This is a genomic window from Chloroflexia bacterium SDU3-3 (assembly GCA_009268125.1).
Taxonomy (GTDB): Bacteria; Chloroflexota; Chloroflexia; order Chloroflexales; family Roseiflexaceae; genus SDU3-3.
Map to the genome: position 1 here is coordinate 203,869 of WBOU01000002.1, position 24,893 is coordinate 228,761.

General features: G+C 64.2%; 19 protein-coding genes. 13 read left to right on the plus strand and 6 right to left on the minus strand.

Going from position 1 to position 24,893, the window contains the following annotated elements; translation table 11 throughout:
• The 6 genes from F8S13_03775 to F8S13_03800 form a co-directional block, all read right to left on the minus strand.
• Positions 1-3,099 (minus strand): hypothetical protein, encoded by a 3,099-nt coding sequence (locus F8S13_03775; protein KAB8144962.1) that lies wholly within the window; start codon positions 3,097-3,099, stop codon positions 1-3.
• A gap of 695 nt (positions 3,100-3,794) precedes the next feature.
• Complete coding sequence (locus F8S13_03780; GenBank protein KAB8144963.1) at positions 3,795-4,850, minus strand: homoserine dehydrogenase; 1,056 nt, start codon at positions 4,848-4,850, stop codon at positions 3,795-3,797.
• A 112-nt stretch (positions 4,851-4,962) separates the two neighbouring features.
• Entirely contained in the window at positions 4,963-6,024 is a 1,062-nt protein-coding gene (locus F8S13_03785; GenBank protein KAB8144964.1) for an EamA family transporter, read from the minus strand.
• 36 nt (positions 6,025-6,060) lie between these two features.
• Positions 6,061-6,303: a hypothetical protein gene (locus F8S13_03790; protein KAB8144965.1), complete on the minus strand. Its 243-nt coding sequence runs from the start codon at positions 6,301-6,303 to the stop codon at positions 6,061-6,063.
• 78 nt (positions 6,304-6,381) lie between these two features.
• A complete protein-coding gene (locus F8S13_03795; GenBank protein ID KAB8144966.1) occupies positions 6,382-6,849 on the minus strand; it encodes an Lrp/AsnC family transcriptional regulator in 468 nt (155 codons plus the stop codon).
• A gap of 193 nt (positions 6,850-7,042) precedes the next feature.
• Positions 7,043-8,518 carry a PLP-dependent aminotransferase family protein gene (locus F8S13_03800; protein KAB8144967.1) on the minus strand — a complete coding sequence of 492 codons (1,476 nt, stop codon included), beginning with the start codon at positions 8,516-8,518 and terminating at the stop codon, positions 7,043-7,045.
• A gap of 363 nt (positions 8,519-8,881) precedes the next feature.
• Between F8S13_03800 and F8S13_03805 the strand changes: the two genes are divergently transcribed.
• The 13 genes from F8S13_03805 (at position 8,882) to F8S13_03865 (ending at position 24,868) form a co-directional block, all read left to right on the plus strand.
• Complete coding sequence (locus F8S13_03805; protein KAB8145244.1) at positions 8,882-10,279, plus strand: UTP--glucose-1-phosphate uridylyltransferase; 1,398 nt, start codon at positions 8,882-8,884, stop codon at positions 10,277-10,279.
• A 208-nt stretch (positions 10,280-10,487) separates the two neighbouring features.
• Complete coding sequence (locus tag F8S13_03810; protein KAB8144968.1) at positions 10,488-11,330, plus strand: hypothetical protein; 843 nt, start codon at positions 10,488-10,490, stop codon at positions 11,328-11,330.
• A gap of 357 nt (positions 11,331-11,687) precedes the next feature.
• The gene (locus F8S13_03815) at positions 11,688-11,984 is read left to right on the plus strand and encodes a hypothetical protein (protein KAB8144969.1); all 297 of its coding nucleotides are present in this window, start codon (positions 11,688-11,690) and stop codon (positions 11,982-11,984) included.
• Between the two features lie 183 nt (positions 11,985-12,167).
• Positions 12,168-13,967, plus strand: a complete 1,800-nt coding sequence (locus F8S13_03820) for a peptide ABC transporter substrate-binding protein (protein KAB8144970.1) — start codon at positions 12,168-12,170, stop codon at positions 13,965-13,967.
• 87 nt (positions 13,968-14,054) lie between these two features.
• Positions 14,055-15,071, plus strand: a complete 1,017-nt coding sequence (locus F8S13_03825) for an ABC transporter permease (GenBank protein KAB8144971.1) — start codon at positions 14,055-14,057, stop codon at positions 15,069-15,071.
• A 12-nt stretch (positions 15,072-15,083) separates the two neighbouring features.
• Positions 15,084-16,085, plus strand: a complete 1,002-nt coding sequence (locus tag F8S13_03830; protein KAB8144972.1) for an ABC transporter permease — start codon at positions 15,084-15,086, stop codon at positions 16,083-16,085.
• A 259-nt stretch (positions 16,086-16,344) separates the two neighbouring features.
• The gene (locus tag F8S13_03835; protein KAB8144973.1) at positions 16,345-16,566 is read left to right on the plus strand and encodes a hypothetical protein; all 222 of its coding nucleotides are present in this window, start codon (positions 16,345-16,347) and stop codon (positions 16,564-16,566) included.
• A gap of 170 nt (positions 16,567-16,736) precedes the next feature.
• Entirely contained in the window at positions 16,737-18,575 is a 1,839-nt protein-coding gene (locus F8S13_03840; protein ID KAB8144974.1) for a peptide ABC transporter substrate-binding protein, read from the plus strand.
• Between the two features lie 138 nt (positions 18,576-18,713).
• On the plus strand, positions 18,714-19,721 hold the full coding sequence (locus F8S13_03845) for an ABC transporter permease (protein ID KAB8144975.1): 1,008 nt from the start codon (positions 18,714-18,716) through the stop codon (positions 19,719-19,721).
• A gap of 9 nt (positions 19,722-19,730) precedes the next feature.
• A complete protein-coding gene (locus F8S13_03850; protein KAB8144976.1) occupies positions 19,731-20,708 on the plus strand; it encodes an ABC transporter permease in 978 nt (325 codons plus the stop codon).
• 65 nt (positions 20,709-20,773) lie between these two features.
• The gene (locus tag F8S13_03855; protein KAB8144977.1) at positions 20,774-21,790 is read left to right on the plus strand and encodes an ABC transporter ATP-binding protein; all 1,017 of its coding nucleotides are present in this window, start codon (positions 20,774-20,776) and stop codon (positions 21,788-21,790) included.
• An 81-nt stretch (positions 21,791-21,871) separates the two neighbouring features.
• Complete coding sequence (locus tag F8S13_03860) at positions 21,872-22,957, plus strand: dipeptide ABC transporter ATP-binding protein (GenBank protein ID KAB8144978.1); 1,086 nt, start codon at positions 21,872-21,874, stop codon at positions 22,955-22,957.
• Between the two features lie 630 nt (positions 22,958-23,587).
• Complete coding sequence (locus tag F8S13_03865; protein KAB8144979.1) at positions 23,588-24,868, plus strand: extracellular solute-binding protein; 1,281 nt, start codon at positions 23,588-23,590, stop codon at positions 24,866-24,868.
• Positions 24,869-24,893 lie beyond the last annotated feature (25 nt).

Here is a 24,893-nt window from a genome sequence, read left to right on the forward strand (position 1 = left end):
CTAACCCGCGATCTCCTGGTAGAGCTGCACCAGCCACGGCGAGGGGTCGGCCCCCAGCTCCTCGATCAGCCGCGAGCAGAACTTCTGGTAGATGCTGATCGCGTGCTTTCGGTCGCCCAGCTGGGCGCTGCAGCGCATCGCGCCTGCGGTGGCCACCTCGCGCATGCCGTCCTCTTCCAGCACCTGGCTGTAGATCTGGAATGCCTCGTGCGGGTGCGTTTTCTCCTTGATCAGCGCCAGCGCCTCGCGCAGGGCCAGCACCCGCCGATGCAGGGCGATGCGCCGCTGGTTGAGCCAGCGCGACTCGTGGTGGATGTGGCTGAGGAAGCTGCCGTGGTACAGCGCGATCTTTTCCTGTAGGCCCTCGATCTGATGGTAGGTCAGCGGCTCTTCGAGCCGCCAGACATCGTAGTCGACGAGGTTCCAGTCGAGCGTCAGCTGGCAGTGCCCCTGGTGCAGGCGGATGGGCAGCATCGTGCTGCGTCGCAGGCGGCTGAGCGACTGGCGCAGCGCGTCGGATGAGTAGTCTTGGTCGCCCCACACATCCTCCCACAGCCGCAGCGCCGCGATCCCCGCCGCGCCCGCCTCCAGCAGCCGCATCATCACCAGCAGGTCGAGCGGGCGCGGTGCCAGCGGCACCTGCTGGTGATTGTGGGCCAGCGCGCAGCTGCCCAGCGCAGAAAACCTCCACACCGGTGCAGCCTGCTTGCCGCTGGCTGCCTCCGCTCGCACAGGAATGGCTGGCAGCGGCGGACTGTCGGCCTGGCTGTGCGCTATCGCTGGGCTGCCAGTCAGCTGCCCCAGGATCTTGCTGGCCAATGGGCTTGGGGCGGCGGCAGCCAGCAGACCGCGAGCGCGCTGGCACTGGATGGCCAGCAGCGGGTGCAGATGCGCCACTGGCGCGGCGCGCTCAAGCTGCGCCCAGTAGTTCTTTGCCGCTTCCCAGCCGCTCAGCTGGTAGGCCGCCAGCGCCTGCAGCAGCAGCAGCTGGGCCTTGTCGTGGCGGGCGGTGGTGGCATCCACGCCGATCGCCTGTGCGATCGCCAGCTGGTCGTGCGGGTCGGGGCTGGCGATCGCCTGTGCGATCTGCTGGGTGTACTGATGTGGGCTGGCCTGGCCATGGGGCAGCGCGCTCAGCTGCGCCTGCCACAGTTCTATGCTGTGTTGATCGCCAAGCAGCGCAGCGCAGCGTAGCGCCCCGGCGATCGCGTAGCTGTGCTCGTGCGGCATGTTCTGCTGCGCGGCGTAGCCCGCCGCTTTCCGGTAGCGCTCGTGCGCCTGCACGAGATCGGCCTCGATCAGCGCCAGATCGGCGAAGGTGTTCAGCACCAGCAGCCTGCCGCGCACATACATGTGGCACTCGGCCAGCTCATAGGCTAGCTCAAGGTAGCGGCGCGCATCGGCCATGTTGCCCTTCTCGATCGCCACCCAGGCGCTGTTGTTCAGCGTGATGATCCGCCGGTGCGGGTACCTTAGCAGGTTCCAGGTCGCCTGGGCCTGGTCGAGATAGTATGCTGAGTCTGCTAGGTTTCCCGCCTCGGCAAATACCAGCCCCAGCAGGTCGTAGAGGTGCGCCAGCGTGATCGGCTCGCGCCGTGTGGAGTTGATGCTGTGCTGGCTGATCGCCTGCTTGAGGTGGGCGATCGCGCCCGCGCGATCGTGCTGGATCAGCGCCACGCGGCCAGCAAGCTCGTAGTACAAGCCCAGCAGGTGCGCTGGCAGCGCCGCCAGATCGATCGCCTGCAGCAGGCTCTGGGCGCGCGCCTCGCGCTTCAGGCAGGCGATCAGCACCTCGTAGAGCGTGGCCTCCACGATCAGGTCGGGGTTGCCGCTGACCATGGCCTGCTGGATGAACATATAGGCGGTGTTCCAGTCCACGATCTCGATCGCAAGCCGGATCTGCAGCAGGATGATCGCGACGGGCAGCGGTGCCATGGCGCGCAGCTGCATGATCCACTGGATCAGCTGGGTCTGCCTGCCCTCGCGCCGCATGTCGGGCGCGATGCAGATCACCAGCTCGTGCAGCCGCTCGATATCCTGCAGCAGCAGCAGGGTCGCGAAGGCGTAGGCGCACTCGCCCCACTGCTGGTAGCACACGGCGGCCCGCCGCAGCAGCGCCTCGCCGTGCTCGCCGCTGCGTTTGAGCATGCCGATCAGAAACTGGCCGAAGAGCGGGTGAAAGGTGTGGAAGTCGTGCTGGATATCGATGAACAGGTTGTGGTGCTCGATCTCGCTGATCAGCTGCGCCGAGTCTTGCTGCGCGCGCAGCTGGTCGCAGCGCGCCGCGCTGAAGCGGTTGAGCGCCGCAATATCGATCAAAAAGGCCTGCAGCGGCGCGGGCAGCGTATTGAAGACATGCTCGCGCAGAAATGTGACCACTTGGGTATGCCCTACCCGCTCAAGGATGTTCTCTAGGTTGGCCCGGCCGCTGCTGCGCTTCCAGTCCTCTAGCGCCAGCACCAGCGCCACTGGCCACCCGCGCGACCAGTCGGCCATGCGCTGCGCGATCGCCGTGTCGATATGCAGCATATAGCGGGCCTGCCCAAGCTCGATGATCTCGTCGGGGGTGAAGGCCAGCACATCGGTGTTCAGAATGCGCAGGTAGCCCTGGATCTGCAGGTTGACCATGAACGGCATGACGGTGCGCGACAGGATCACGATCCGCAGCTGCTTCACATGCTGCACCAGCAGCAGCAGCAGGCTGCAGATCGCCTGAATCTGTGGCGGCGTGGCGGTGGCGATGTGCCGGAAGTTGTCGAAGATAAAGATCAGTGGGTGCTGCTGCGGCCCCAGCTGGCCGATCAGCTGGTGGATCAGCGGGCGGAGCGCGCTATGCTGGTGCTGCTGGGGGAGCTGCGCCTGTAGCTGGTCGTGGAGCGCTTGCAGCTGGGGGTGGTGTGGTCGCAGCTCGCCGATCAGCGAGGAAAGAAAAACAAACGGGTCATGGTCGGCCTCCTCAAGCGAGATCCAACAGAAAGAGGTGTTGGCTTCGCTGCCTTGGTGCGACCAGTTGACGAGCGCTGTGGTCTTGCCCCACCCTGGTGGTGTCGCAAGCACCGTGATCGGTGCCTCGCCCAGGGCGCTATCAATCTCACGCACCAGCCGCTTGCGTTCAAGGGAGTATGGCACCATAGGGGGCGGCTCAAGTTTTTGATAGAGCATGCTCAAAGCTACGCCCTAGATTGGAGATAGGGTATCTTTCGCAGCAATTTTTGCCGCAGATAAGTTAGAAAAGAATGATATAAAATATATATATTAACACGAATTAAATGAAAGGCGCCTTTTTATCGGCGCAATCAAGCCTATATATTTGATATATAGGCTTGATTTATTGGATTATAGAAAGTTTGGATGAATTTATGGTGATACTATACAGTAAAACGGGTAGTCAAAAAATCAGTCTTTTGTATTATGTTATAGGAGTGTAATTTACTTTGCGTCAAAAAGTAAATTTTATTTAGGGACACTTAATAATGCAAGTGTAGAAAATTCATGACATTGATAATTTTAGCCTATAAGGAACGAATCAATACTACACCTTTAAATTAACCTTGTCAAGATGTATAGGAATGTGATGTGGAAGTATATAGTATGGTGTTATCGTTATGATATTTACCTGAAAAGGACTTTTGTATATGTAAAAAACAACGTATAAATGCCCTTTTTAATTTCTCTTGGGGCTAGGCTTTTGCGCTGTTCTGCCCATAGCTATGCCTATATCCCGCTGCTTTGATAGGCAGCCCGTGGCGGCGAATCGGCACGATTCGCCGCCACGGGCTGGCCGCTTGGGCGGGCTAGGCCACCATGTCCCGCGTCACCTCGATCAAGTCGCGCAGCATGGCCGCCGCCGTGGGCTGGGGGCCGCGCTCCAGGGTCTGGAAGCTAAGCCGCCCGGCGATGTCGGTGTGGAACACCACGCCCATCTCGTCGGCGCTCATGCGGGCCAGCGGGTGCTCCAGCGGCAGCGCGGTGGGGCGCACGCTCAGGTCGTAGCGGCCATGCTCGCCCACGGCGGCGCGGCACAGCAGCACCACGCGCATGCCGCGCTCCTGGGCGGCGGACAGATCCTGCGCGCCCAGCCGCGTGATGCCCATCACCTCCACATCATCCAGCGTGGTAGGCTGGCCCAGCACGGCGTTGGCGAAGATCACCAGCTTGTTGGCCGCATCCCAGCCTTCGATGTCCAGCGTGGGGTCGGTCTCGGCCAGCCCGCGCTGCTGGGCGTCGCGCAGCGCGTCGGCGAAGCTGCCGCCCTGCTCCATGGCGCGCAGGATGATCTGGGTGGTGCCGTTGAACACCGCCTCCACCTGCACGATGTTGGTGCCGCGCAGGTCGCGCCAGCCCACATTCACCGAGGGCAAGAAGCCGCCCACGCAGGCGCTGAAGCGCAGCCGGGGGTTGCTGGCCACGCCGCCCAGATCGCTGCGGGTGGCCAGCTCGCCGTAGGCCAGCGCCACCGGCCCCTTGTTGGCGATCACCACGTGCATGCCAGCGGCCAGCGCGGCGCGGGTGGTGTCCAGCCCTGGCTGGGCCGTCTTCAGATCCACCGGTGTGGCCTCCATCAGCACGTCAGCCTTCACGGCGGCGATCAAGGCCGCGCCGCCCAGGCCGGGCCGCCCCACGCCGGGCAGGCTGGCCACGCTCTGGCCCGCCTGCTTGGCCGCCACCAGCGCCTCTAGATCCAGCCCCTGCGGCTCCACCGCAGCCCCGCCCGAGTCGCTTGCGCCCACCACCGCGATCTTCAGCCCGTAGCGCTCCTCCAGCAGCCGCCGCTGGTGAAAGAAGATCGCGATTAGGCTGCGGTTCACATTGCCCAGCCCAGCCAGCACAAGTCGTACAGTCCTTGCCATGGTGCTCTCCTTCAAACATGGTGCGCCGCGCCGCTGGCAGCCCTCTGCCGTCGGCGCGGCGCATCTACCGCAGCATCTTAGCGGATTTTCACACCCGCGCAAGGCAGGCGCGCTAGGCGGCCCTGCGCCCGATCACGCCGTTGGCCAGCAGGATGCCTAGCACCACCAGCAGCAGCCCGGCGATCGTGTTGAGGTAGACCGGCTCGCGCAGGATGGCCGCGCCATAGATCAGGGCCAGCGGCGTGACCATGTAGGTGACCATGCTGGTGCGGGTCGCGCCGATGTGGTCGATCAGCCAGTAGTAGAGGATGTAGGCCACCGCCGTGCAGAACAGCGCCAGCGCCACCACCGCGCCCAGCGGCCCCGCTGGCGGCAGCTGGGTGGGCAGGCCGTGCCGCAGCAGCGCTATGGGCACCAGTGCCACCGCCGCGCACACGAACTGGCCCACCGCCACCGTGCGCGCCGGGATGCCCGCGAAGGCGCGGCGGGTGTAGATGCCGCTCACGCCATAGCAAAACGCCGCGCCCATCACCGCCAGGTGGCTCAGCAGGTTGCTGCCGATCGTCAGGTTCTCAATGCCCACCGCCACCACCACGCCCACGAAGCCCAGCGCCAGCCCGAACAGCTTCAGCGGCGAGAATCGCTCGCCGCGCATCCAGAAGTAGGCGATCAGCGCGGTGAACAGCGGCGTGGTGCCGTTGAGGATCGAGGCCATGCCGCTGGAGATCTCCTGCTCGCCCCAGGTGATCAGCGAGAACGGGATGGCCAGCCCCACCACGCCAGTCACGGCGAAGTCGCGCCAGATCTTCCAGCCCCTGGGCAGGCGCTCGCCGCTGGCGCGGGCCACGCCCAGCAGCACGATGGCGGCGATGGTAAGCCGCGTGGCCACCAGCGCATCCGGCGGCATGCCGGTGACGCCGATCTTGATGAACAGGAACGACGCGCCCCACAGCAGCGCGAGGCCGATAAAGGCCAGCAGGGCTGGCGAGAGCGCTTTGCGCAGGGCTGATGTGGGGGCGGCGGCGTAGGGGGTATCTTGAGCCTTCATCCTTGGTCCTTTCTGGGGTCTGCGGCATGCCGAAGCAAAAAGAAGAAATAGCGAAGCGGGGCCGTTTCGCCCCACCAGATTGTACCTCTGGTGGACGAAAGCGGCCCCGCTGGCGTCTGGCCCCATAGGTGGCGGCCAAGGATTGCGCTGTGTGGGCGCGCGCTAGATCATCGAGACGATCGAGCCGACGATGGCCAGCACGAACAGCGCCACCATGCCCAGCACGATCAGGTTCAGCGGGTTGCTCCAGCGCCAGTGGCCCTCGGTGTCCAGCGGCATGTTCGAGCTGTGGATGAGCTCGTGCTGAGCTAGGCTCTCGGTGTGCTCAAGCATCAGCGAGTCGAGGATGTTCTGGCTGGTCTGGGCGGTCTCGGCGTAGCGCGGCATCGGGTTTGCGTTGATCATTGTAAAACTCCCTTGTTTTCCCTGCTCATCGCAGTGGTAGTAGTTGACATATAGTGGGTGAGGCTCGTAGGGTGTGTGCTACTCGCGCTCGGGAATGGGTACGTTTGGCGTCTCAAAGGGCGACGATGTGGCCAGGATGGTGAGCGTGCGCCGCACCCCGTGGGTGTGGCGGATCTGGCGGTGGAGGATGTCCTCCAGCGACTGCGGGCTGGTGGCGCGCACCTTCAGCAGAAAGCACCACTCGCCGATCAGGTTGTGCAGCTCCTGCACGCCCGAGATCTTGCAGAGGTTCTTGCCGACCTCCTCAAGCTCGCAGCCTGCAACCGACTCGATGAAGATGAAGGCCGTGACCGGCAAATTCACCCGCAGCGGGTCGAGGATGGCGGTGTAGCCTTTGATGTAGCCCGCCTCTTCGAGCAGCTTGACGCGGCGCTGAACCGTGGGCGGCGTCAGTTCGACTTTCTGCGCCAGGTCGGTGATCGACATACGCCCGTCGCGCTGCAGCGCCTCAAGAATGGCCCGGTCAATGTCATCGAGACGATCCATAGAACGTGCTACCTACCTTGTTTCTCTCGCCGTTCTCGCAACCAAGGGTAGTATAGCACCTTTTGAATAAAATAAGAATAGGTCGAAAGTTGCAGTTTTATAAGAAAATAGTGACGAATCTCCTTTTTTATCCTGAAGGCTTGTTCGATTCATGCATCATTCGACCTCTTGTCATACCAGCGCTTTGAAGTCGCTAGACCAGCGGCAGGTACTGGCGGTTGCCTACCGGGCTATAGCTGCGCCGCTGGATCTGGCCCTGAAGCAGATCGCCCAGGATCTTGGTTACCTCGCGCAGCACCTCGGGCGGCTGCGCACTGAACGAGAGCCGCATGTAGGGGCCAGGGGCCTCGCCCGCAAAAAAGAAGGTGCCGGGCGCAAAGGCCACGCCCTGATCGATCGCGGCCAGGTACAGGTCGCTCACCGACACATGGGCTGGCAGGCGCACCCAGGTCGAAAACCCGCCCTCGGGCATGGTCCAGCGTGTGTCGGATGGGAAATGCCGCGCCATAGCATCCAGCAGCGCGTCGCGGCGCTCGCGGTACACCGGCAGCACCCGGCGCAGGTGCGCGGCGTAGTGCCCGCGCTCGACAAACAGCGCCATCGCGCGCTGCAGCAGCGGCGGCGAGCAGAGGTCGTCGGCCTGCTTGAACACCAGCAGCCGCTGGATGAGCGTGGGGTGCGCCACCACATAGCCCACCCGCGCGCCGGGGATGGCCGTCTTCGAGAAGCTGCTCAGGTAGATCACGAGATCGGCGGGGTCTTGCGCCTTGAGCGATAGCGGCGCGGGCCGGTCGAGCGCGATCTGGGCGTAGATATCATCCTCCACCACCGGCAGGTTGTAGCGCTCGGCCAGCTCCAGCACCGCCGCGCGCCGCTCGGGCGTATAGCAGATGCCGATCGGGTTGTGAAACGCGGGCACGCAGTAGAAGAAGCGCGGGTTGTAGGTGCGTACCATCGCCTCCAGCGCGTCGGGCAGCACGCCCTGGCTGTCGGTGGGCACGCCCACCAGGCGCAGGCCCTGGCGCGACAGCAGGTTGATTGCGCCCACATAGGTGGGGTGCTCCACGAGCACCACATCGCCTAGCGCGGCCATGGCCCGCGCCAGCAGCGCTAGCGCCTGGGTCACGCCGCTGGTCACCAGCACCGCATCTGGCCCGGCCACCACGCCGCGCTGCCGCACCATGTCGGCCAGCACTATGCGCAGCAGCGGCTCGCCCTGGGCGGTGGTGTAGCCCAGCACCGCCTGGCTGTCGTGGGCCAGCGCCTCCTCGATCGCGCGGGTGAACTCGCGGGTGGGGTAGTGCTCCTCGGCGGCGCTGGCCATGGCCAGCGTGCGCATGCCGGGGAGCTGGGCCATCCACAGCATGTCGCTCACCATGCCGTGCGGCGAAAGGTCGCTGCCCAGCGAGGTGCGCTGCACCGCCTGGTCGCGGCGGGCCGACACAAAGGTGCCCTTGCCTACCGTGGCCTCCAGCCACCCCGCGCTCTGCAGCTCGCTATAGGCCGTGTGCACCGTCAGGCGCGTCACGCCCAGCTGCTTGGCCAGCTCGCGCACGGTGGGCAGCCGCGCCCCTGGCGGCAGCGCGTTCGATTTGATCAGCTGCTGGATCTCGTGCATCAGCTGGCGGTAGATCGGCTGGGCGCTCTGTCGATCAAGCTGAAGGTGCATCGGCCATACCTCCTCGCGGTGTGTGGCGCTACTATACCGGAATAGCCTAGGCCTGAAGAGGGACAAGTGAGGACAAATTGATGTGACAATGATTCGATTCTGCAACCATGATTGCCACGCCTTCGTCCATTCTACTGAGCGCAGTATCTCTGTCGGTAGCGATAGAGAAATAGCGCATGGGGATCGGATAAAGTTGAGAACTGGTTAATCTATGTGGCTCTAAAGAAAATGTCAGGAAGTGGCGAGATCGGCATGATATAATGCCATGCATGCCAAAACTGGCCTGGTTTCGACAACATAAGAGCAAAGGGATGGCGCATGGCCTCCACCTCGACTCCTGATTTCGCACCCTTCCGCGAGAAGATGCGCCGCGAAGGGCTTGCTGATCTTGTCATCGACAATTTTCACTACTACTATACAACCCTTGCCGCTGGCGTCACAGGCGTCATCAGCGAAGCCGATATTACCCCCGTCGAATCGGTTGCCAGCCAGAGCGAGCTTGCCAGCTACGAGCCTGCGGGCCGCGACGCCATAGGCCGCGCCGCCGTGCTGAAGCTGAACGGCGGCCTGGGCACCAGCATGGGCCTCGAAAAGGCCAAGTCGCTGCTGCCGGTGCGCGATGGCCTGTCCTTTCTCGACATCATCATCCGCCAGAATCTGCACGCCCGCCACGCCCACGGGGCGCAGGTGCCGCTGCTGCTCATGAACAGCTTCAGCACCGCCGCCGACACCGAGGCGGTGCTGGCCCGCTACCCCGAAGTTGCCCAGCAGCCTGTGCCGCTCACCCTGATGCAGAACAAGGTGCCCAAGGTGCTCTGCGACACGCTGGCCCCCGCCGAGGCCCCCAGCGCGCCCGACCTGGCCTGGTGCCCGCCCGGCCACGGCGAGCTGTACGTGGCCCTGCAGACCTCGGGGATGCTGCGGGCGCTGCTGGATGCTGGCTACGAGTACCTGTTCATCTCCAACGCCGACAACCTGGGCGCATCGCTCGATCTGGCCATTCTGGGCTACGTCGCCGCCGAGCAGGTGCCCTTCCTGATGGAGGTGGCGGCCCGCACCGAGGCCGACAAGAAGGGCGGGCACCTGGCCCAGCGCGCCGACGACGGCAGGCTGCTGCTGCGCGAGGTGGCCCAGTGCCCCGAGGCCGACATGGCCGCCTTCCAGGACATCCAGCGCCACCGCTACTTCAACACCAACAACATCTGGCTGAACCTGCGCGCGCTGGCCCAGGTGCTGGCCGAGCAGGGCGGCGTGATCAAGCTGCCCATGATCCGCAACAAGAAGACGCTCGACCCGCGCGAGCCGCAGTCGCCCGCCGTCTACCAGCTTGAGACGGCCATGGGCGCGGCGATCGAGGTGTTCGCCAATGCCCGCGCCCTGCTGGTCGACCGCAGCAGGTTCATGCCGGTGAAGACCTGCAACGACCTGCTGGCGCTGCGCTCCGACATCTTCGAGCTCGGCGATTCCTACCAGATCCGCCAGCGCCCACAGCGCACCCTGGGCACGATCAAGATCGAGCTTGACGACGCCTACTACAAGCGGATCGACGATTTTGAGGCACGCTTCCCGCTGGGCGCACCATCGCTTGTCGATTGTGCGCGCCTGACGGTTGTGGGCGATGTGCTGTTTGAACAAGAGATAGCAATGAAAGGAGCTGTAGCTATCACGAATCCATCTGCCGAGCAGATCCGCCTACCACGTGGAACGGTTCTTGCAGATGCAAGCTTCACCTCGGAAGGTGAAGCACCTGGTACTGAGTAACGTTTTCGAGCCGGTCAATTGCGCCGAAAACGAAGCATCGGCGCTTGCGGATATGCGCAATGGGCTGGCCTGATGACCTCTAGACCTCGCACTAAGGCCTAGCAGGTGTGCCTGTTCTGCTTCGTCCGACAAAGGAGCCGTACGTTGTTGATGGCCTGCCGTAGCTGCAATGGCGCAGATACGCAGCCCTAACAGGAGTCCTACATTGATGATCAAAAACTTCCGAGATGCCACCAGCAGCGTCGCCGGTGGGGTGGCCAATGAAGGCCAGGGGAAGTTCGGGCTGGTGCCGGATCGTGCCGCCAGCTTCCCGCAGATACGCGCCGCACACTCTGCGCCGCGCAGCACAGCAGATGCTGCCCTTCTGGAACATGTGATTACGTACATCCAGTCGGCGCAGCCGCTTTTCTCACGATCACTGATTGAGTCCTACTATCGCGCGCTGGCCGCGTTCCCGCTCGTCGTCCTGACGGGCAGCGACCTGCGCGCTGCTGCCGAGCTGTCGCGGCTGTTCGCCGAGGCGGTGGTGGGCAGCGGCTCGGGCCAGGCGCTTTTGGCCAGCGGTGCGGCGTGGCACCAGGCCACAGGCGAGGACGAGTACTTCCACGCGGTGCAAGAGCGCTTCTGCCGCATGCGCTGCCAGGGCCTGATGCAGGATGCCGCCGACCCGCAGAACAGCGGCAAGGCCTACTTCCTCAGCTTCGAGTCGATCTCGGCGCAGGCGCTGCTGGCCCAGGCGCGTGGCTTCTGGCCCGGCGATGGCCTTGAGTCGCTGGCGATCAGCGCCACCATGGACATGCGCGAGCTGCCCATGGTGCTGGCCACCCTGGGGGCCGAGCATGTGGGGATCGTGGATGTCCACGCCCCCATGGTGGTGTCCGAGTCGCGCCACCACGCGCTGCCGCCGGTGGGCTATCAGCGCCAGTGGCTGCGCACCCGCGCCGCGGCGCTGCGCCACGGCAACTCGCCCTGCGACGACCACGCGCTGCCGCCCAATATGTGCCCCTCGGTGCTGCGGGTGCGCGAGTTGCTGGCCCGCCGCGCGGCCTAACAACACCGCTTGAGCGAAAACAAACGCGACGGACAGTAGCCTGTCCGTCGCGTTTGTTTGATTATACCAACCCTCCCCCGCTAATTGCCGCAAAACCCGCGCAAATTCGATTGAACCGAATCGCGGCCAACGGTGTGTTATATGTTAAACCTCATATAGAAGTGACAAACAGCAGCGTGTTCCACGGCGAACCTATTGCAACGATGCATGGTCTTTTCCCTGTTTTTTGGCATGTGATGCTCGGGCGGCGGCCTATTTGGGCCGCACGCTAGGCAGAGAAACACCCAAGGCCCGGCGGATTAAGATAGGTTTGACAATAGGTAAACGCCATGTTAACATTCGACCACCACCAAAGCTGTGTCACCACATATCGACGACGATACGAGCAGTAAACGGATTCTAGAAGAATATCGCCATGACAGCGATATCGATGTGCTGCTGCACAACGCTTTGCGCTATCCTAAAATAGGGGATCTCGCCTATAGCAGGGTATGGAACCGCATCCGGCGGCGCATCACCGAGAATCCGCAGGCGAGCAGGCCACGGCGGCCATGGAAACTTGCTGAACTTGGGGCACGTTACACCCCGGATCTTTTCGGTGAACATCTTATGCTTGATATTCTGCTTTTTCCCGCATTTCGACCGATACGCTGAGCGCGCCACGGCAGTCTGCACCACTGCCGTTGTGTTTTTCCCTCGGGCGAAAGGCCGTAGCAATCTACGGCACAGGCCAAGGCACCTATCGAGCATAGGCTATTCATAAGGCGATGAAGGGTTTATGTGGGAGATCCGTGAACGACTACGGATACAGATGCTTTCAGAAGGAGTTCAGCTTACATGAAGCGCTTTAACCTTCACAGCGGCGTCGCCTCGGCGACACTGCTGGCGCTGGCCCTGCCGCTGTTCGCGGCTTGCGGCGGCCCCGCAAACACGACCGCCCCTGCTACCACCGCGCCCGCCGCATCGGCTGCCGCCGAGGCACCGGCCACCACCGAGGCCCCTGCCGCCGCCACCGAGGCCCCTGCTGCCGCCACCGAGGCCCCTGTTGCCCCCGTCGCCGGTGCCCTCACGGGCAAGGTGCTGCGCATCCAGCAGATCAGCACCCCCGACGTGCTCGACCCCCAGAAGTCCTCGGTCTCGAACGAGATCGCCCTGCTGGAGCTGAACTACGAGGGCCTGACCAAGCTGGACGATAGCCTGAAGCCCGCCCCGGCCGCTGCCGAGAAGTGGGAGTTCAACGAGGCTGGCGACCAGATCACCTTCACCCTGCACGACGGCCTGAAGTACAGCGACGGATCGGCGCTGACCTCGAAGGACTTCGCCTACTCGATCGAGCGCACCTGCGACCCGGCCACCGCTGGCGAGTACCAGGCCATCCTGTTCGAGATCGTCGGCTGCCAGGATTTCGCCTCGGCCCCGATGACCGACACCGCAGCGCTTGAGGCGGGCCGCACCAAGCTGACCACCGAGGGTGTGCAGACCCCCGACGACAAGACCCTGGTGCTGAAGCTGACCAACCCGGCCCCCTACTACCCCTACATCGCCGGCCTCTGGGTGATGTACCCGGCCAAGAAAGACCTGATCGCCGCTGGCGGCGAGGCCTGGTGGAAAGACCCGACCAAGCAGATCGGCAACGGCCCGTTCCAGATCGTGACCTATGACGAGGGCCAGCTGGCCGCGTTCAAGGCCAACGAGAACTACTGGAGCGGCAAGCCCAAGCTCGATGGCATCGAGTTCATCTACCAGGGCGACACCTCGGTGGCGCTGGAGGCCTACAAGGCGGGCCAGCTGGACATCATCCAGCCCGACTCGACCCAGCTCCCGGCCATCAAGGAGGATACCGTCCTCAGCAACGAGCTGAAGATCTACCCTGGCGCCAACACCTACGCCTGGGGCTTCAACCTGAAGATCGCGCCGTTTGAGGACAAGAAGGTCCGCGAGGCCTTCGCCTACGCCTTCGACCGCGACACCTTCTGCGAGACGCTGCGCAACGGCGACTGCGTGGCCGCCTACAGCTGGCTGCCCACCGACCTGGCGGGCGCGATCACCGATCAGCCCTACAAGTTCGACCCCGAGAAGGCCAAGCAGGCCCTCGCCGAGTCGACCTACGGCAGCGCCGACAAGCTCCCCGAGATCAAGCTGAGCTACAACGCCGACGACCCGGCGGTGACCCCCCGCATCGAGTGGCTGGCTGGCCAGCTGCGCGATATCCTGGGCGTGAACGCCACCCTGGATCCCCAGGAGGGCAAGGCCATCAACGCCGCCCGCAAGGACAACGCCACCTACCCGCAGGTCTGCCTCTTCTGCACCAACTGGTTCCAGGACTACCCGGATGCCCAGAACTGGCTGACCACCTACTGGAACAGCGAGGCCTTCGCCAAGCGCATTGGCTACAGCAGCCCCGAGCTGGATGCGCTGATGAAGCAGGGCGATGTCGAGCTGGATCAGGCCAAGCGCGTCGAGCTGATCAAGCAGGCCGGCCAGATGCTGATCGACGATCTGCCCTCGCCCTTCGCCTACAGCAACGCCAATGTCTTCCTGGTCAAGCCCGAGGTGACGGGCTACAAGACGACCTCTGCCGACTCGGAGTTCCCGGGCCAGTGGGGTTCGCTGCTGACCCTGGACGTTAGCCGCTAAACCCAATTGTTCGTGTCGCGCCCCTCTTCCTTCCCGTACTGGTGGGGAAGGGGGGCGCTCACGTAGTTGTAAAAACAGAGGCCGCGCATGTTTCAGTTTTTTGTGCGACGAACGCTGTGGATTTTCCCAGTGCTCTTGACGGTCGCCGTTGTGACATTCATCTTGATGCACCGTGCGCCTGGCGGGCCATGGGATACCGAAAAACCTCTCGCGGCTTCGACAAAGGCTGCCCTTGATGCGAAATTTGGCCTCGACAAGCCCGCGTGGGTCAACCCCGACGCGGTGGGGCAGAAATGGGCCAGCGGCGAGCGTAACCCGTTTGTTTTGGGTCGCTCGTATGTTGATTCTCAGTTTTTTAACTATTTGTTCAATGCTGTTCGGGGCGATCTTGGCCCCACCTTTTCCTCGAAGGGCACCGAGGATGTGCAGGATGTGATCCAGCAGCGCTTCCCCTTCTCGGTGAAGATCGGCCTCGTGGCCGTGCTGTTCGCCGTGCTGGTCGGCCTGCCGCTGGGTATCCTCGGCGCGCTGCGCCAGAACACCTGGGTAGACTACATCAGCCTATTTCTGGCCACCATCGGCGTCTCGGTCCCCACCTTTATCATCGGCGTGCTGCTGGTGATCTTCCTCAGCTCGGTGTTTAGCGTGCCGCCCCTGCGCCGCCCCGAGGAGTGGCAGGGCTTTGGCGTGGCCTACCTGCTGCCCGGCCTGGTGCTGGGCCTGGGCACCATGGCCTACATCACTCGCCTGACCCGCAGCAGCATGCTTGAGGTGAAGCGCCAGGACTACATCCGCACGGCCCGCGCCAAGGGCCTGGCCGACCTGCCGGTGATCGCCCGCCACATGCTGCGCAACAGCCTCATCCCTGTGATCACCATCCTCGGCCCCGCGATCGCCGACCTGGTCACGGGGTCGTTTATTATTGAAAATATCTTTGGCGTGCCCGGCCTGGGCTACTCGTTTGTGGATTCGATCCGCAGCCGTGATTATTCGTTGATCATGGGTGTGACCCTGTTCTACGCTTTGCTGGTTGCGATTGCGAACCTCACGGTCGACCTGAGCTACGGTGTCCTCGATCCACGTATTCGTTCGCAGCGCTCGTAAGGAGTGGACACGATGGTTACCCCCTCGCAGACAGCTGTTGGTAGCGGCGAGCCAGCCGTAGCGACGCTTGAGCCAACCCGCAAGCCACGTAGCCTGTGGAGCGATGCGCTCCGGCGGCTGCGCAAAAATAAAATGGCCATGGTTGGCATTGTCTATATCATCTTTCTGGCCTTCGTGGCGATCGGCGCTCCCGCGATCGCGCCGCACAACCCGGTGAAGAGCGACAACGTGCGCGAGGCTGGCCAGTACCGTAAGGCCGCCTGGATCGAGGACAAGAACCCCATGCGCGCCGGCGACTGGAAGTATCCGCTGGGCACCGACTCGATCGGGCGCGATGTCTACAGCCGCCTGATCTTCGGCACCCGCATCTCGCTGATCATCGGCTTTATCCCCATGCTGCTCACGCTGCTGTTCGGGGTGACGATCGGGCTGGTGGCGGGCTTCAGCGGCGGCTGGGTGGATGATGTGCTGATGCGCATTGCGGATGTGGTCTACGCCTTCCCTGCGCTGCTGTTCTTCATCATTATGCAGATCTCGTTCCGCGATACACCCTTTGGCAAGATGCTGAACGGCCTGGTGCTGCTGTTTGTGACGCTCTCGATCGTAAACTGGACGGGCGTGGCCCGCCTGGTGCGCGGCCAGATCCTCTCGCTGAAGGAGAAGGAGTTTATCGAGGCGGCGCGCACGATCGGCACCACCAACTCGCAGATCATTCTACGCCACCTGTTCCCCAACACGCTGGCCCCGATCATTGTGGCGGGCGCGCTGATCATGCCGGGCGCGATCATCACCGAGGCGACGCTCAGCTACCTGGGCATCGGCGTGGTGCCCAGCAGCGACCCGGCCAACCCTTTCCCTTCGAGCTGGGGCAATATGATCTTGGATGGCTCGAAATCGTGGCAGTCGCAGCCGTGGATGCTGATCGCGCCGTGTATCGCGGTGGCGATGCTGACCATGGCATTTACCTTTATTGGCGATGGTCTGCGCGATGCGCTTGACCCGCGCGAGAGCTAGGCTTCTGTTGGCTGAGCTGGCTGGCCGCCATCGCCGCATCGTGCTGTAGCGGCGATGGCGAGAGGACGCTGCAGGTCTTCCTTCAGTACATCTCTCAACTGTGATGCCCACAATACCGCCTGGCAGGGTGTTTGCCATCGAAGGTAGACGCTCGGCTTTGATATAGGCTTATGGCCTGGTACGGTGGCGCTGGCTGCTCATTGTGCGCTTCATCATAGGGTTTTCTATGGGGACAAACAGTGGCTCAGATGAGGTAGATGTGCTGTTCCGCAGGGCCCTTCGCGAGGATGCCGACCACGCGCCGGACTATGGCCGGGTCTGGGCGGCCATCCGCGAGCAGGCGAGGGGCTATCGGCAGCGCTGCGATCAGGATCTGCTGTGGTCCTACACATCGTTTCATGTTCATCGCGAGTGGCAGCTGCGCTGCCAGTGGCACACGCTGGAATTCACCCAGTTTATGAGCATGAGCCCGGTGCGATAGCGCCCGACGCGCCTGCGTCGCTGAGATATGCCGACTGCGCCCCCCAGCTGGGGCTGCTAGATGATGGGAGGATCGAACTCGCCCACCACATATTGGCACGATGACCGCAGATTGAATCAGGGTTTCCGTAGAGCTACGGACAGATGCTTGAACGAAGGAGCTGATAGTCTATGAAGCGACTTACTCTTCGCGGCGGGCTTGCCTCGGCAACCGCAGCCGCGCTGATGCTGCCGCTGCTGGCCGCCTGCAGCGGCGGTGGTAGCGCATCCACCCCCGCCACCAGCGTGCCGGCCGCCACCACCGGGGCCGCCGCCACCGAGGCCCCCGCCGCCACCGAGGCCCCCGCCGCCACCAGCGAGGCCGCCGCCACCGCGGCCCCCACCACCGGCGGCACCGAGGCCGCGCACGAGCCCGGCGTGCTGCGCTACAACCTGGGCGGCGAGCCTTCGACCGCCGACCCGCAGGTGATGTCGTTCAGCGACGAGATCACGTTCGGCATGATGAACTACCAGCCGCTGATGAGCTTCGACAAGAACCTCGAGCCGGTTCCTGGCCAGGCCGAGAGCGTGGATGTCTCGGCGGACGGCACGGTCTACACCTTTAAGCTCCGCCCTGATTCGAAGTACTCCGATGGCAGCCCGCTGACCATGAAGGACTTCGAGTACGCGTGGAAGCGCCTGGCCAACCCCGAGCTGGCTGGCCAGTACCAGTGGATCGGCTGCGGCCTGATCAAGGGCTACAGCGAGTACGCGGTGACCAGCTGCGCCGATGCCAGCGGCTCGACCAAGACCATGACCGACGCGCTGGAGCTTGACCTGCAGGCGCTGCGCGACGGCGTGGGTGTGAAGGCGGTGGATGACAGCACCCTTGAGGTCACACTCAACGCCCCGACCCCCTACTTCCTGTCGATCGCGGCCCTGTGGGTCGGCGCTCCGGTTCGCCAGCAGGATGTGGAGACGGGCGAGAACTGGTGGTACGAGCCCGAGACCTTCATCGGTAACGGCCCCTTCAAGCTGGTAGAGTGGGACCACAACAACGAGGCCGTGTGGGAGCCGAACCCCAACTACAACGGCCCGCTTGGCCCGGTGAAGCTCAAGAAGGTCGTACACAAGATGATCACCGAGGGCCAGGTGGCCTTCGAGGCCTACAAGAACGGCGAGCTTGATACCGTGGGTATCTCGCGCGAGGACCTGACGGCGGTCGAGGCCGACGCCACGCTGAAGAGCCAGCTGGAAGACGCCAAGCCGCGCTACTCGTACTACCTGGGCTACAACACCAAGGTCGCGCCCTTCGACAACAAGGGTGTTCGCCAGGCCTTCTCCTACGCGTTCGACCGCGAGTCGTATGTGAAGGACGTGCTGGGCGGCATCGGCATCCCGGGCTACACCTTCATCCCGCCGGGCATCCCCGGCCACCTGGAGGGCGAGAAGCCCTACGCCTTCGACGCCGCCAAGGCCAAGGAGCTGCTGGCCGCCGCTGGCTACCCCGAGGGCAAGGGCCTGCCCGAGATCAAGCTGACCTACAACCAGAGCGCCCGCAACCAGGCGCGCTTCGAGTGGATGGCCAACCAGCTCAAGCAGAACCTCGGCATCGACGTGAAGCTTGACCCGGTGGACCCCAACGCCTACTCGGCGCTGTTCGACTCGCCCGAGACCACCCCGCAGATGTTCTTCCTCGGCTGGGGCCCGGACTACCCAGATCCGCAGAACTACTACTCGTCGGTGTTCAAGACCGGCACCTCGTCGGCCAAGGATACCAGCTTCTCGAACGCCGAGTTCGATAAGCTGACCGAGCAGGCCGACCGCGAGGATGACCCCACCAAGCGCGCCGCCCTCTACAAGCAGGCCAGCGATATCCTGCTGGATGAGGCCCCGGTGACGTTCATGTACTACTCGTCGGGCAAGAACCTGACCAAGCCGTATGTGAAGGGCATCGCCACCGCCGACACCACGCCGCTCGACTTCATGCCCGGCGGCTACAACCTGCCGAACGTTGAAGTGACCGAGTAGTCTTTTGGCCAGGGGCGTGGGCCTGCCCGCGTCCCTGGTATCCTGCTTTTTTGTGGGCGTATATCCGCCACCTGCTCGATAGGCCGGAAACCCATAGGGAAGCCGATTTCATTTCACGCAAACACCGAGGGAACACCTATGACGGCATATATTATTCGTCGCCTGCTATGGTTTATACCTGTGCTGGTCGTGGTCGGTCTGGTCACATTCACCATGGCGCAGATCACCCCTGGCGGGCCTTTTGATCGCAACCCCGAGCAGGGGCGCAGAATGAACCCCGGCACCGAGCGTGTCCTCCGCGCAAAATTTGGCATGGATCTGCCGGTCTGGCGGCAGTTTCTGCGCTACATGTTCTTTGATGTAGAGAAAGATACCAAGACTGGCCAGAACAAGGTGGTGTGGGGCGCGATCAGCGGCAACCTTGGGCCGACCTACCGCTCGCAGGGCCGCCGCACCGTCCAGGATGAGATCTTCAAAGGGACAAAAGAGAAGCCAAGCAAGTTCTACTACTCGGCGCGTCTGGGCATCCAGGCATTTATTTTTGCGCTGCTGATAGGCGTTCCGCTGGGGGTTCTGGCTGCTCTGAAACAAAATACTTGGATTGACTATATTGTTCTGTTTACTGCCACCGCCTTCTACTCGCTCTCATCGCTGATCTTGGGATACCTGCTGCTGCTGGTGTTTGCCAGCTGGCTCAATTGGTTCACGGTGCTCTCCAACTGGGATGACCCGATACGCCCGTGGATCTTGCCCACGCTCACGCTGGGCCTCAGCTCTATGGGCTATATCGCCAGGATCGCCCGCAGCAGCGTGCTTGAGGTGAAGCGCCAGGATTACGTGCGCACGGCGCGCGCCAAGGGCCTGGCCGACATGCGCGTGGTCTGGGGCCACATCGTGAAGAACGCGCTGCTGCCGATCATCACCATTTCCGGCCCGATGCTGGCCGGCCTGGTGACCGGCACGCTGTTCACCGAGCTAATCTTCCAGGTGCCCGGCATGGGCCGCGACTTTGTGGCGGCGGTGGGCGCGCGCGACTACTCGATGATCCTGGGCATGACCCTGTTCTACTGCTTCATCCTGATCCTGATGAATCTGATCGTCGATCTGCTGTACGGCGTGGCCGACCCGCGCATCTCACTCTCGTAGAGGAAGCATATGGCAACAGACGCACGGGCGCTCTCTCAACCGAACTTTGTACAGGCCGAGCGCAAGCCTCGCAGCCTCTGGCGCGACGCGTGGCGGCGGCTCACCAATAACAAGGCCGCCGTGGCCGGCATGGTCTTCATCGCTCTGATGATCCTGGTGGCGATCTTCGCCGACCACCTGACGCCCTACAACCCGGTGCACCAGGAGTCGGGCAATAGCCTGCGCCCGCCCATGTGGGTGAATACCGGCAACCCCGCCACCTCGGGCAGCCCGGCCTACCCGCTGGGCACCGACGCCCTGGGCCGCGACCTGCTGACCCGCCTGATCTTCGGCACCCGCGTGTCGCTGATCGTGGGCCTCATCCCCACCACCTTCGTGCTGCTGATCGGCGTGACGGTGGGCCTGATCGCGGGCTTCGTGGGCGGCTTCACCGACAACTTCTTGATGCGGCTTACCGATATCGTCACCGCCTTCCCCGACCTGCTGTTCCTGATCACCGTGAACGTGGCCTTCCGCGAGACGGCGATCGGCCAGACCTTCAACGGCCTGCTGCTGGTGTTCCTGGCGCTGGCGGCGGTGGGCTGGACGGGCCTAGCCCGCCTGGTGCGCGGTCAGGTGCTCTCGCTCAAGCAGAAGGAGTTTATCGAGGCGGCCCGCACCATCGGCGTGTCGCGGCGCAACATCCTGTTCAAGCACCTGCTGCCGAACGCGCTTGCGCCGGTGATCGTCTCGCTGTCGTTCGCCATCCCGGGGGCCATCCTCTCCGAGGCCACCCTCACCGTGATCGGCGTGGGCATGCGCCCCTCGGTGGATGAGGCCAACCCCTTCCCCACCAGCTGGGGCGTGCTGCTCAACGATGGCTACGCCAGCATCACATCCAACCCGTGGCCGCTGGTCTTCCCGGTGATCTGCATCTCGCTGACGATGCTGGCCTTCACCTCGATCGGCGATGGCCTGCGCGATGCGCTCGACCCGCGTGACTCCTAACAGCATTTCCAACAGCAGGCCCCGCGCGCCGCTGCTGTTTTGACCGTACGATAAGGACTGCTGCAATGCCACTACTTGAAGTTCGCAACCTGGAGACCCAGTTTAAAACCCAGGATGGCGTGGTGAAGGCCGTGAACAACGTGTCCTTCAGCGTCGACCGTGGCGAGACCCTCGGGATCGTCGGTGAGTCTGGCTCGGGCAAGAGCGTGACCTCGCTGTCGATCATGCGCCTCATCCCCAACCCGCCCGGCAAGATCACCGGCGGCAGCATCATCTTCGACGGCGAGGATCTGCTGGAGAAAAGCGAGGACGAGATGCGCAAGATCCGGGGCAACCGGATCGCCATGATCTTCCAGGACCCCATGACCTCGCTCAACCCGGTGCTCACCATCGGTCGCCAGATCACCGAGTCGCTTGAGCTGCACATGAAGATGAACGGGCGCGAGGCCCGCAACCGCGCCACCGAGCTGCTGGGCATGGTCGGCATCCCCTCGCCGGGCCGCCGCCTGGATGACTACCCCCACCAGTTCTCTGGCGGCATGCGCCAGCGCGTGATGATCGCCATGGCGCTCTCGTGCAACCCCGAGCTGCTGATCGCCGATGAGCCGACCACCGCGCTCGATGTGACGATCCAGGCCCAGATCCTTGAGCTGATCAACCGCCTGAAGAGCGAGCTGGGCACCGCCGTGATCATCATCACCCACGACCTGGGGGTGGTGGCCGGCATGGCCGACCGCGTGCAGGTGATGTACGCTGGCCGCGTGGTGGAGGAAGGCCCCACCCAGCAGATCTTCGCGAACCCGCGCATGCCCTACACCATCGGCCTGCTGCGCTCCATCCCACGCCTCGATGAGCGGGATGGCCGCAAACTTAACCCCATCCGGGGCCTTCCGCCGGATCTTATCACGCTGCCCCAGATCTGCCCCTTCAGCGCGCGCTGCGACTACTTCGTGCCGGGCCGCTGCGACGCCGAGGTGCCCGCGCTGCGCACCGTGGAGTCGAACCATAACGCCGCGTGCCTGTTCGATATCACCCTGGAGACGCCCATCCCCGAGAGCGCCGCGACCACCGAGGCACTCTAGCCGCATGGCCGCGCTCGTGTACAATGGAAACCAGTTGAAATCACATCTGAGGGATTGCTACCCTCAATCGAGGTTACGTACATGACCACACAGACAAACGGGGCGGGCGAGAGTGCAGCGCCGTCCGGCGAGACCCTTCTCGAGGTGCGCGATCTGAAGATGCACTTCCCCGTCAATAAGGGCATTATTGTGCAGCGCCAGGTGGGGGCGGTGAAGGCCGTAGATGGCGTGAGCTTCGATGTGCATCGCGGCGAGACCCTGGGCCTGGTGGGCGAGTCGGGCTGCGGCAAGTCGACCACGGGCCGCGCCATCCTGCAGCTCTACCGCCCCACCAGCGGCGAGGTGCTGTTCCAGGGCACCGATCTGACGAAGCTGAAGGGCGCAGAGATGCGCAAGATGCGCCGCAAGGTGCAGATGATCTTCCAGGATCCCTACGCCTCGCTCAACCCGCGCATGACCGTGGGCGATATCGTGGCCGAGCCGCTGCGGGTGCACAACCTGCGCCAGGGCAAGGATGTGAACACCCGCGTGCAGGAGCTGCTGGAGCTGGTGGGCCTGAACCCCTATTTCGTGAACCGCTACCCCCACGAGTTCTCGGGCGGCCAGCGCCAGCGCATCGGCGTGGCCCGCGCCCTGGCCGTCGAGCCAGATTTCATCGTCTGCGACGAGCCGGTGTCGGCGCTCGACGTGTCGATCCAGGCCCAGGTGATCAACCTGCTGGAGGATCTGCAGGAGAAGCTGGGCCTGACCTACCTGTTCATCGCCCACGGCCTGGCGGTGGTGAAGCACATCAGCGACCGCGTGGCGGTGATGTACCTGGGCAAGGTGGTGGAGCTGGCCGAGGGCAGCAAGCTGTACTCGGCACCCATGCACCCCTACACCCAGGCGCTGCTCTCGGCGGTGCCCATCCCCGACCCGCAGGTCGAGAAGCAGCGCAAGCGCATCATCCTGGAGGGTGATGTGCCCAGCCCGCTGAACCCGCCGAGCGGCTGCCGCTTCCACACGCGCTGCCCGATCGCGATCGACCAGTGCAAGGTGGAGGAGCCGCCGTTTGTGAACTATGGCGATGGCCACTTTGCGGCCTGCTGGCGCGCCCGCGAGTCGGCGGAGGTGCTGCCCGCCACCATGGTCTCCGAGTCTTCGATCTCGACTGCGCCCAAGGCGTAGCGCGCACGGCTGTGCGGCAGGCGGGGGCCTATGGCCCCCGCTTTTTTGCGCCCTACATCCCCAGCGCGGCCAGCAGATCGGGGCGGCGGCGCAGCTGGCTGCGGGCGATAGGTGGCGGGCTTCTTTTTCATAGTGCTTGTTGTGGGTCAGGGCGATCGTGTGCGTGTATGATGATGGTGGGTTTTCGTGGAGAGTGGGTGCGTGCCCTGCGCGGGCGGCGCACAGGGGCCAGCCCCTGTGAACCCCGCCAGGGGGCGATGCCCCGTTGGAACCCCCAATGTTGAGCGTTCCTCTGCTGTTCGCTGGCGGCTGGTGTTGGTGCATATGGCCAGTTTGTGTGAGTGGCACCTTCGCCGCATGGGCCGGGTGGGTAAAGCTGGCGCGTTGCCATAATTCATCTGGGAGTCGTGGTGGTAAAAAGCTTCGTGCCTTCGCGTCTTCGTGGTTAATGGTTCCCTTGGAGTCGTGGCGGTAAAACTGTGTGCCTTTGTGTGATGTTGCGGCCCGCCGCGACGCCGTGCTATAATCCGGCGACAAACCCTTCTGTCGCCGCGCGACACGCCTGCGGAAGCAGCGCCACGCTTGCCGTGGGGCTGCCTTTTTGTGCGCGCTGGCCATTGGAGCTGAACTGTGGCTGTTTCCCACCATGTCCGATCTGCCTTGCTGCTGTTTGTGCTGCTCGCCGCGCTGTCGGGCTGCGCGGGTGGGGGCGCTGGCCCGGCCCCGGCCAGCACCAGCCAGCCCGCCGCCAGCGCCACGCTGGTGCTGTGGCACGGGCTGGCGGGGGCGCAGCGGCAGGCGCTGGCCCGCCTGGTGAGCCGCTACAACCAGCAGCACCCGGCCAGCCGCGTGTTTGCGCAGTCGGTGCCGCTGGCCTCGTTGTCGGGCGACATGCGGGCGGCTAGCGCGGCGGGCAGCGCGCCGCACATGGTGCTGCTGCCCAGCAATATGGTGGGCGCACTGGCGGATGATGTGCTGCTGCCGCTGGATGCGCTGGTGGGCGAGGATGCCCAGCGGGGGCTGGTGCCTGCGGCGCTGGGCGCGGCCAGGGCCACAGGGCGCGATGGTAAGCTGCACCTGTACGGCCAGCCGGTGGCCTTCGATACGCTGGCGCTGCTCTACAACCGCGCGAATGTGCTGGCCGTGCCCGCCACCACCGCCGACATGCTCGATCTGGCCCACGGCCTGAGCGACCCGAGCGCCGCGCCGCCGCGCTGGGGGCTGGCGCTGAACCTGTCGGTCGAGGCCACGATCGGCTACCTCTACGCCTTCGATGGGCGGCTGTTCGATGACGCGGGCGGGGTGGCGCTGGCCAGCAGCGGGCGGGCGGGGGCCGAGCGCTGGCTGGCCTGGGTGGCTGGCCTGAACGCCGACCAGCGGGCGATGGCGCGACCCTACAGCAATATCGAGATCGACCGCGCGATCAAGAACGGCCAGGTGATGATGACCTTCGGCTGGGCGCACCAGCTGGCCGACTACCGCCAGCTATGGGGTGACCAGCTGGGGGTGGCCGCGCTGCCCGCGCTCAGCGAGACGGGGCGTGCGCCGGTGCCGTATGTGCAGAGCACGGTGCTGGGCATCTCGGCTCGGGCCAGCGCCGCCGACCAGCGGGCCGCCGCCGAGTTCCTGGCCTACATGGCCAGCGACGAGGCCCAGCGCGAGCTGCTGGGCGCGGGGATGCAGCCCGCCAGCTCGGCGCTGAAGCTGGATGGCGACGACGCGCTGCTGGCGGCGGCCAGGGTGTTCCGCCAGCAGGCCGAGGCGGGCCAGCCGCTGCCCAACACGCCCAGCCAGGATGCGCTGCGCGACGAGGTGTGGCAGATGCAGCGCCAGGTGCTGGAGGGCCGCATGCCGCCCGCCGACGCGGTGAGCGCCGCCGATGCGCGGCTGCGGCAGGTGCTGGGGCAGTAGGGCGGCGCAGAAGACGCGAAGACAC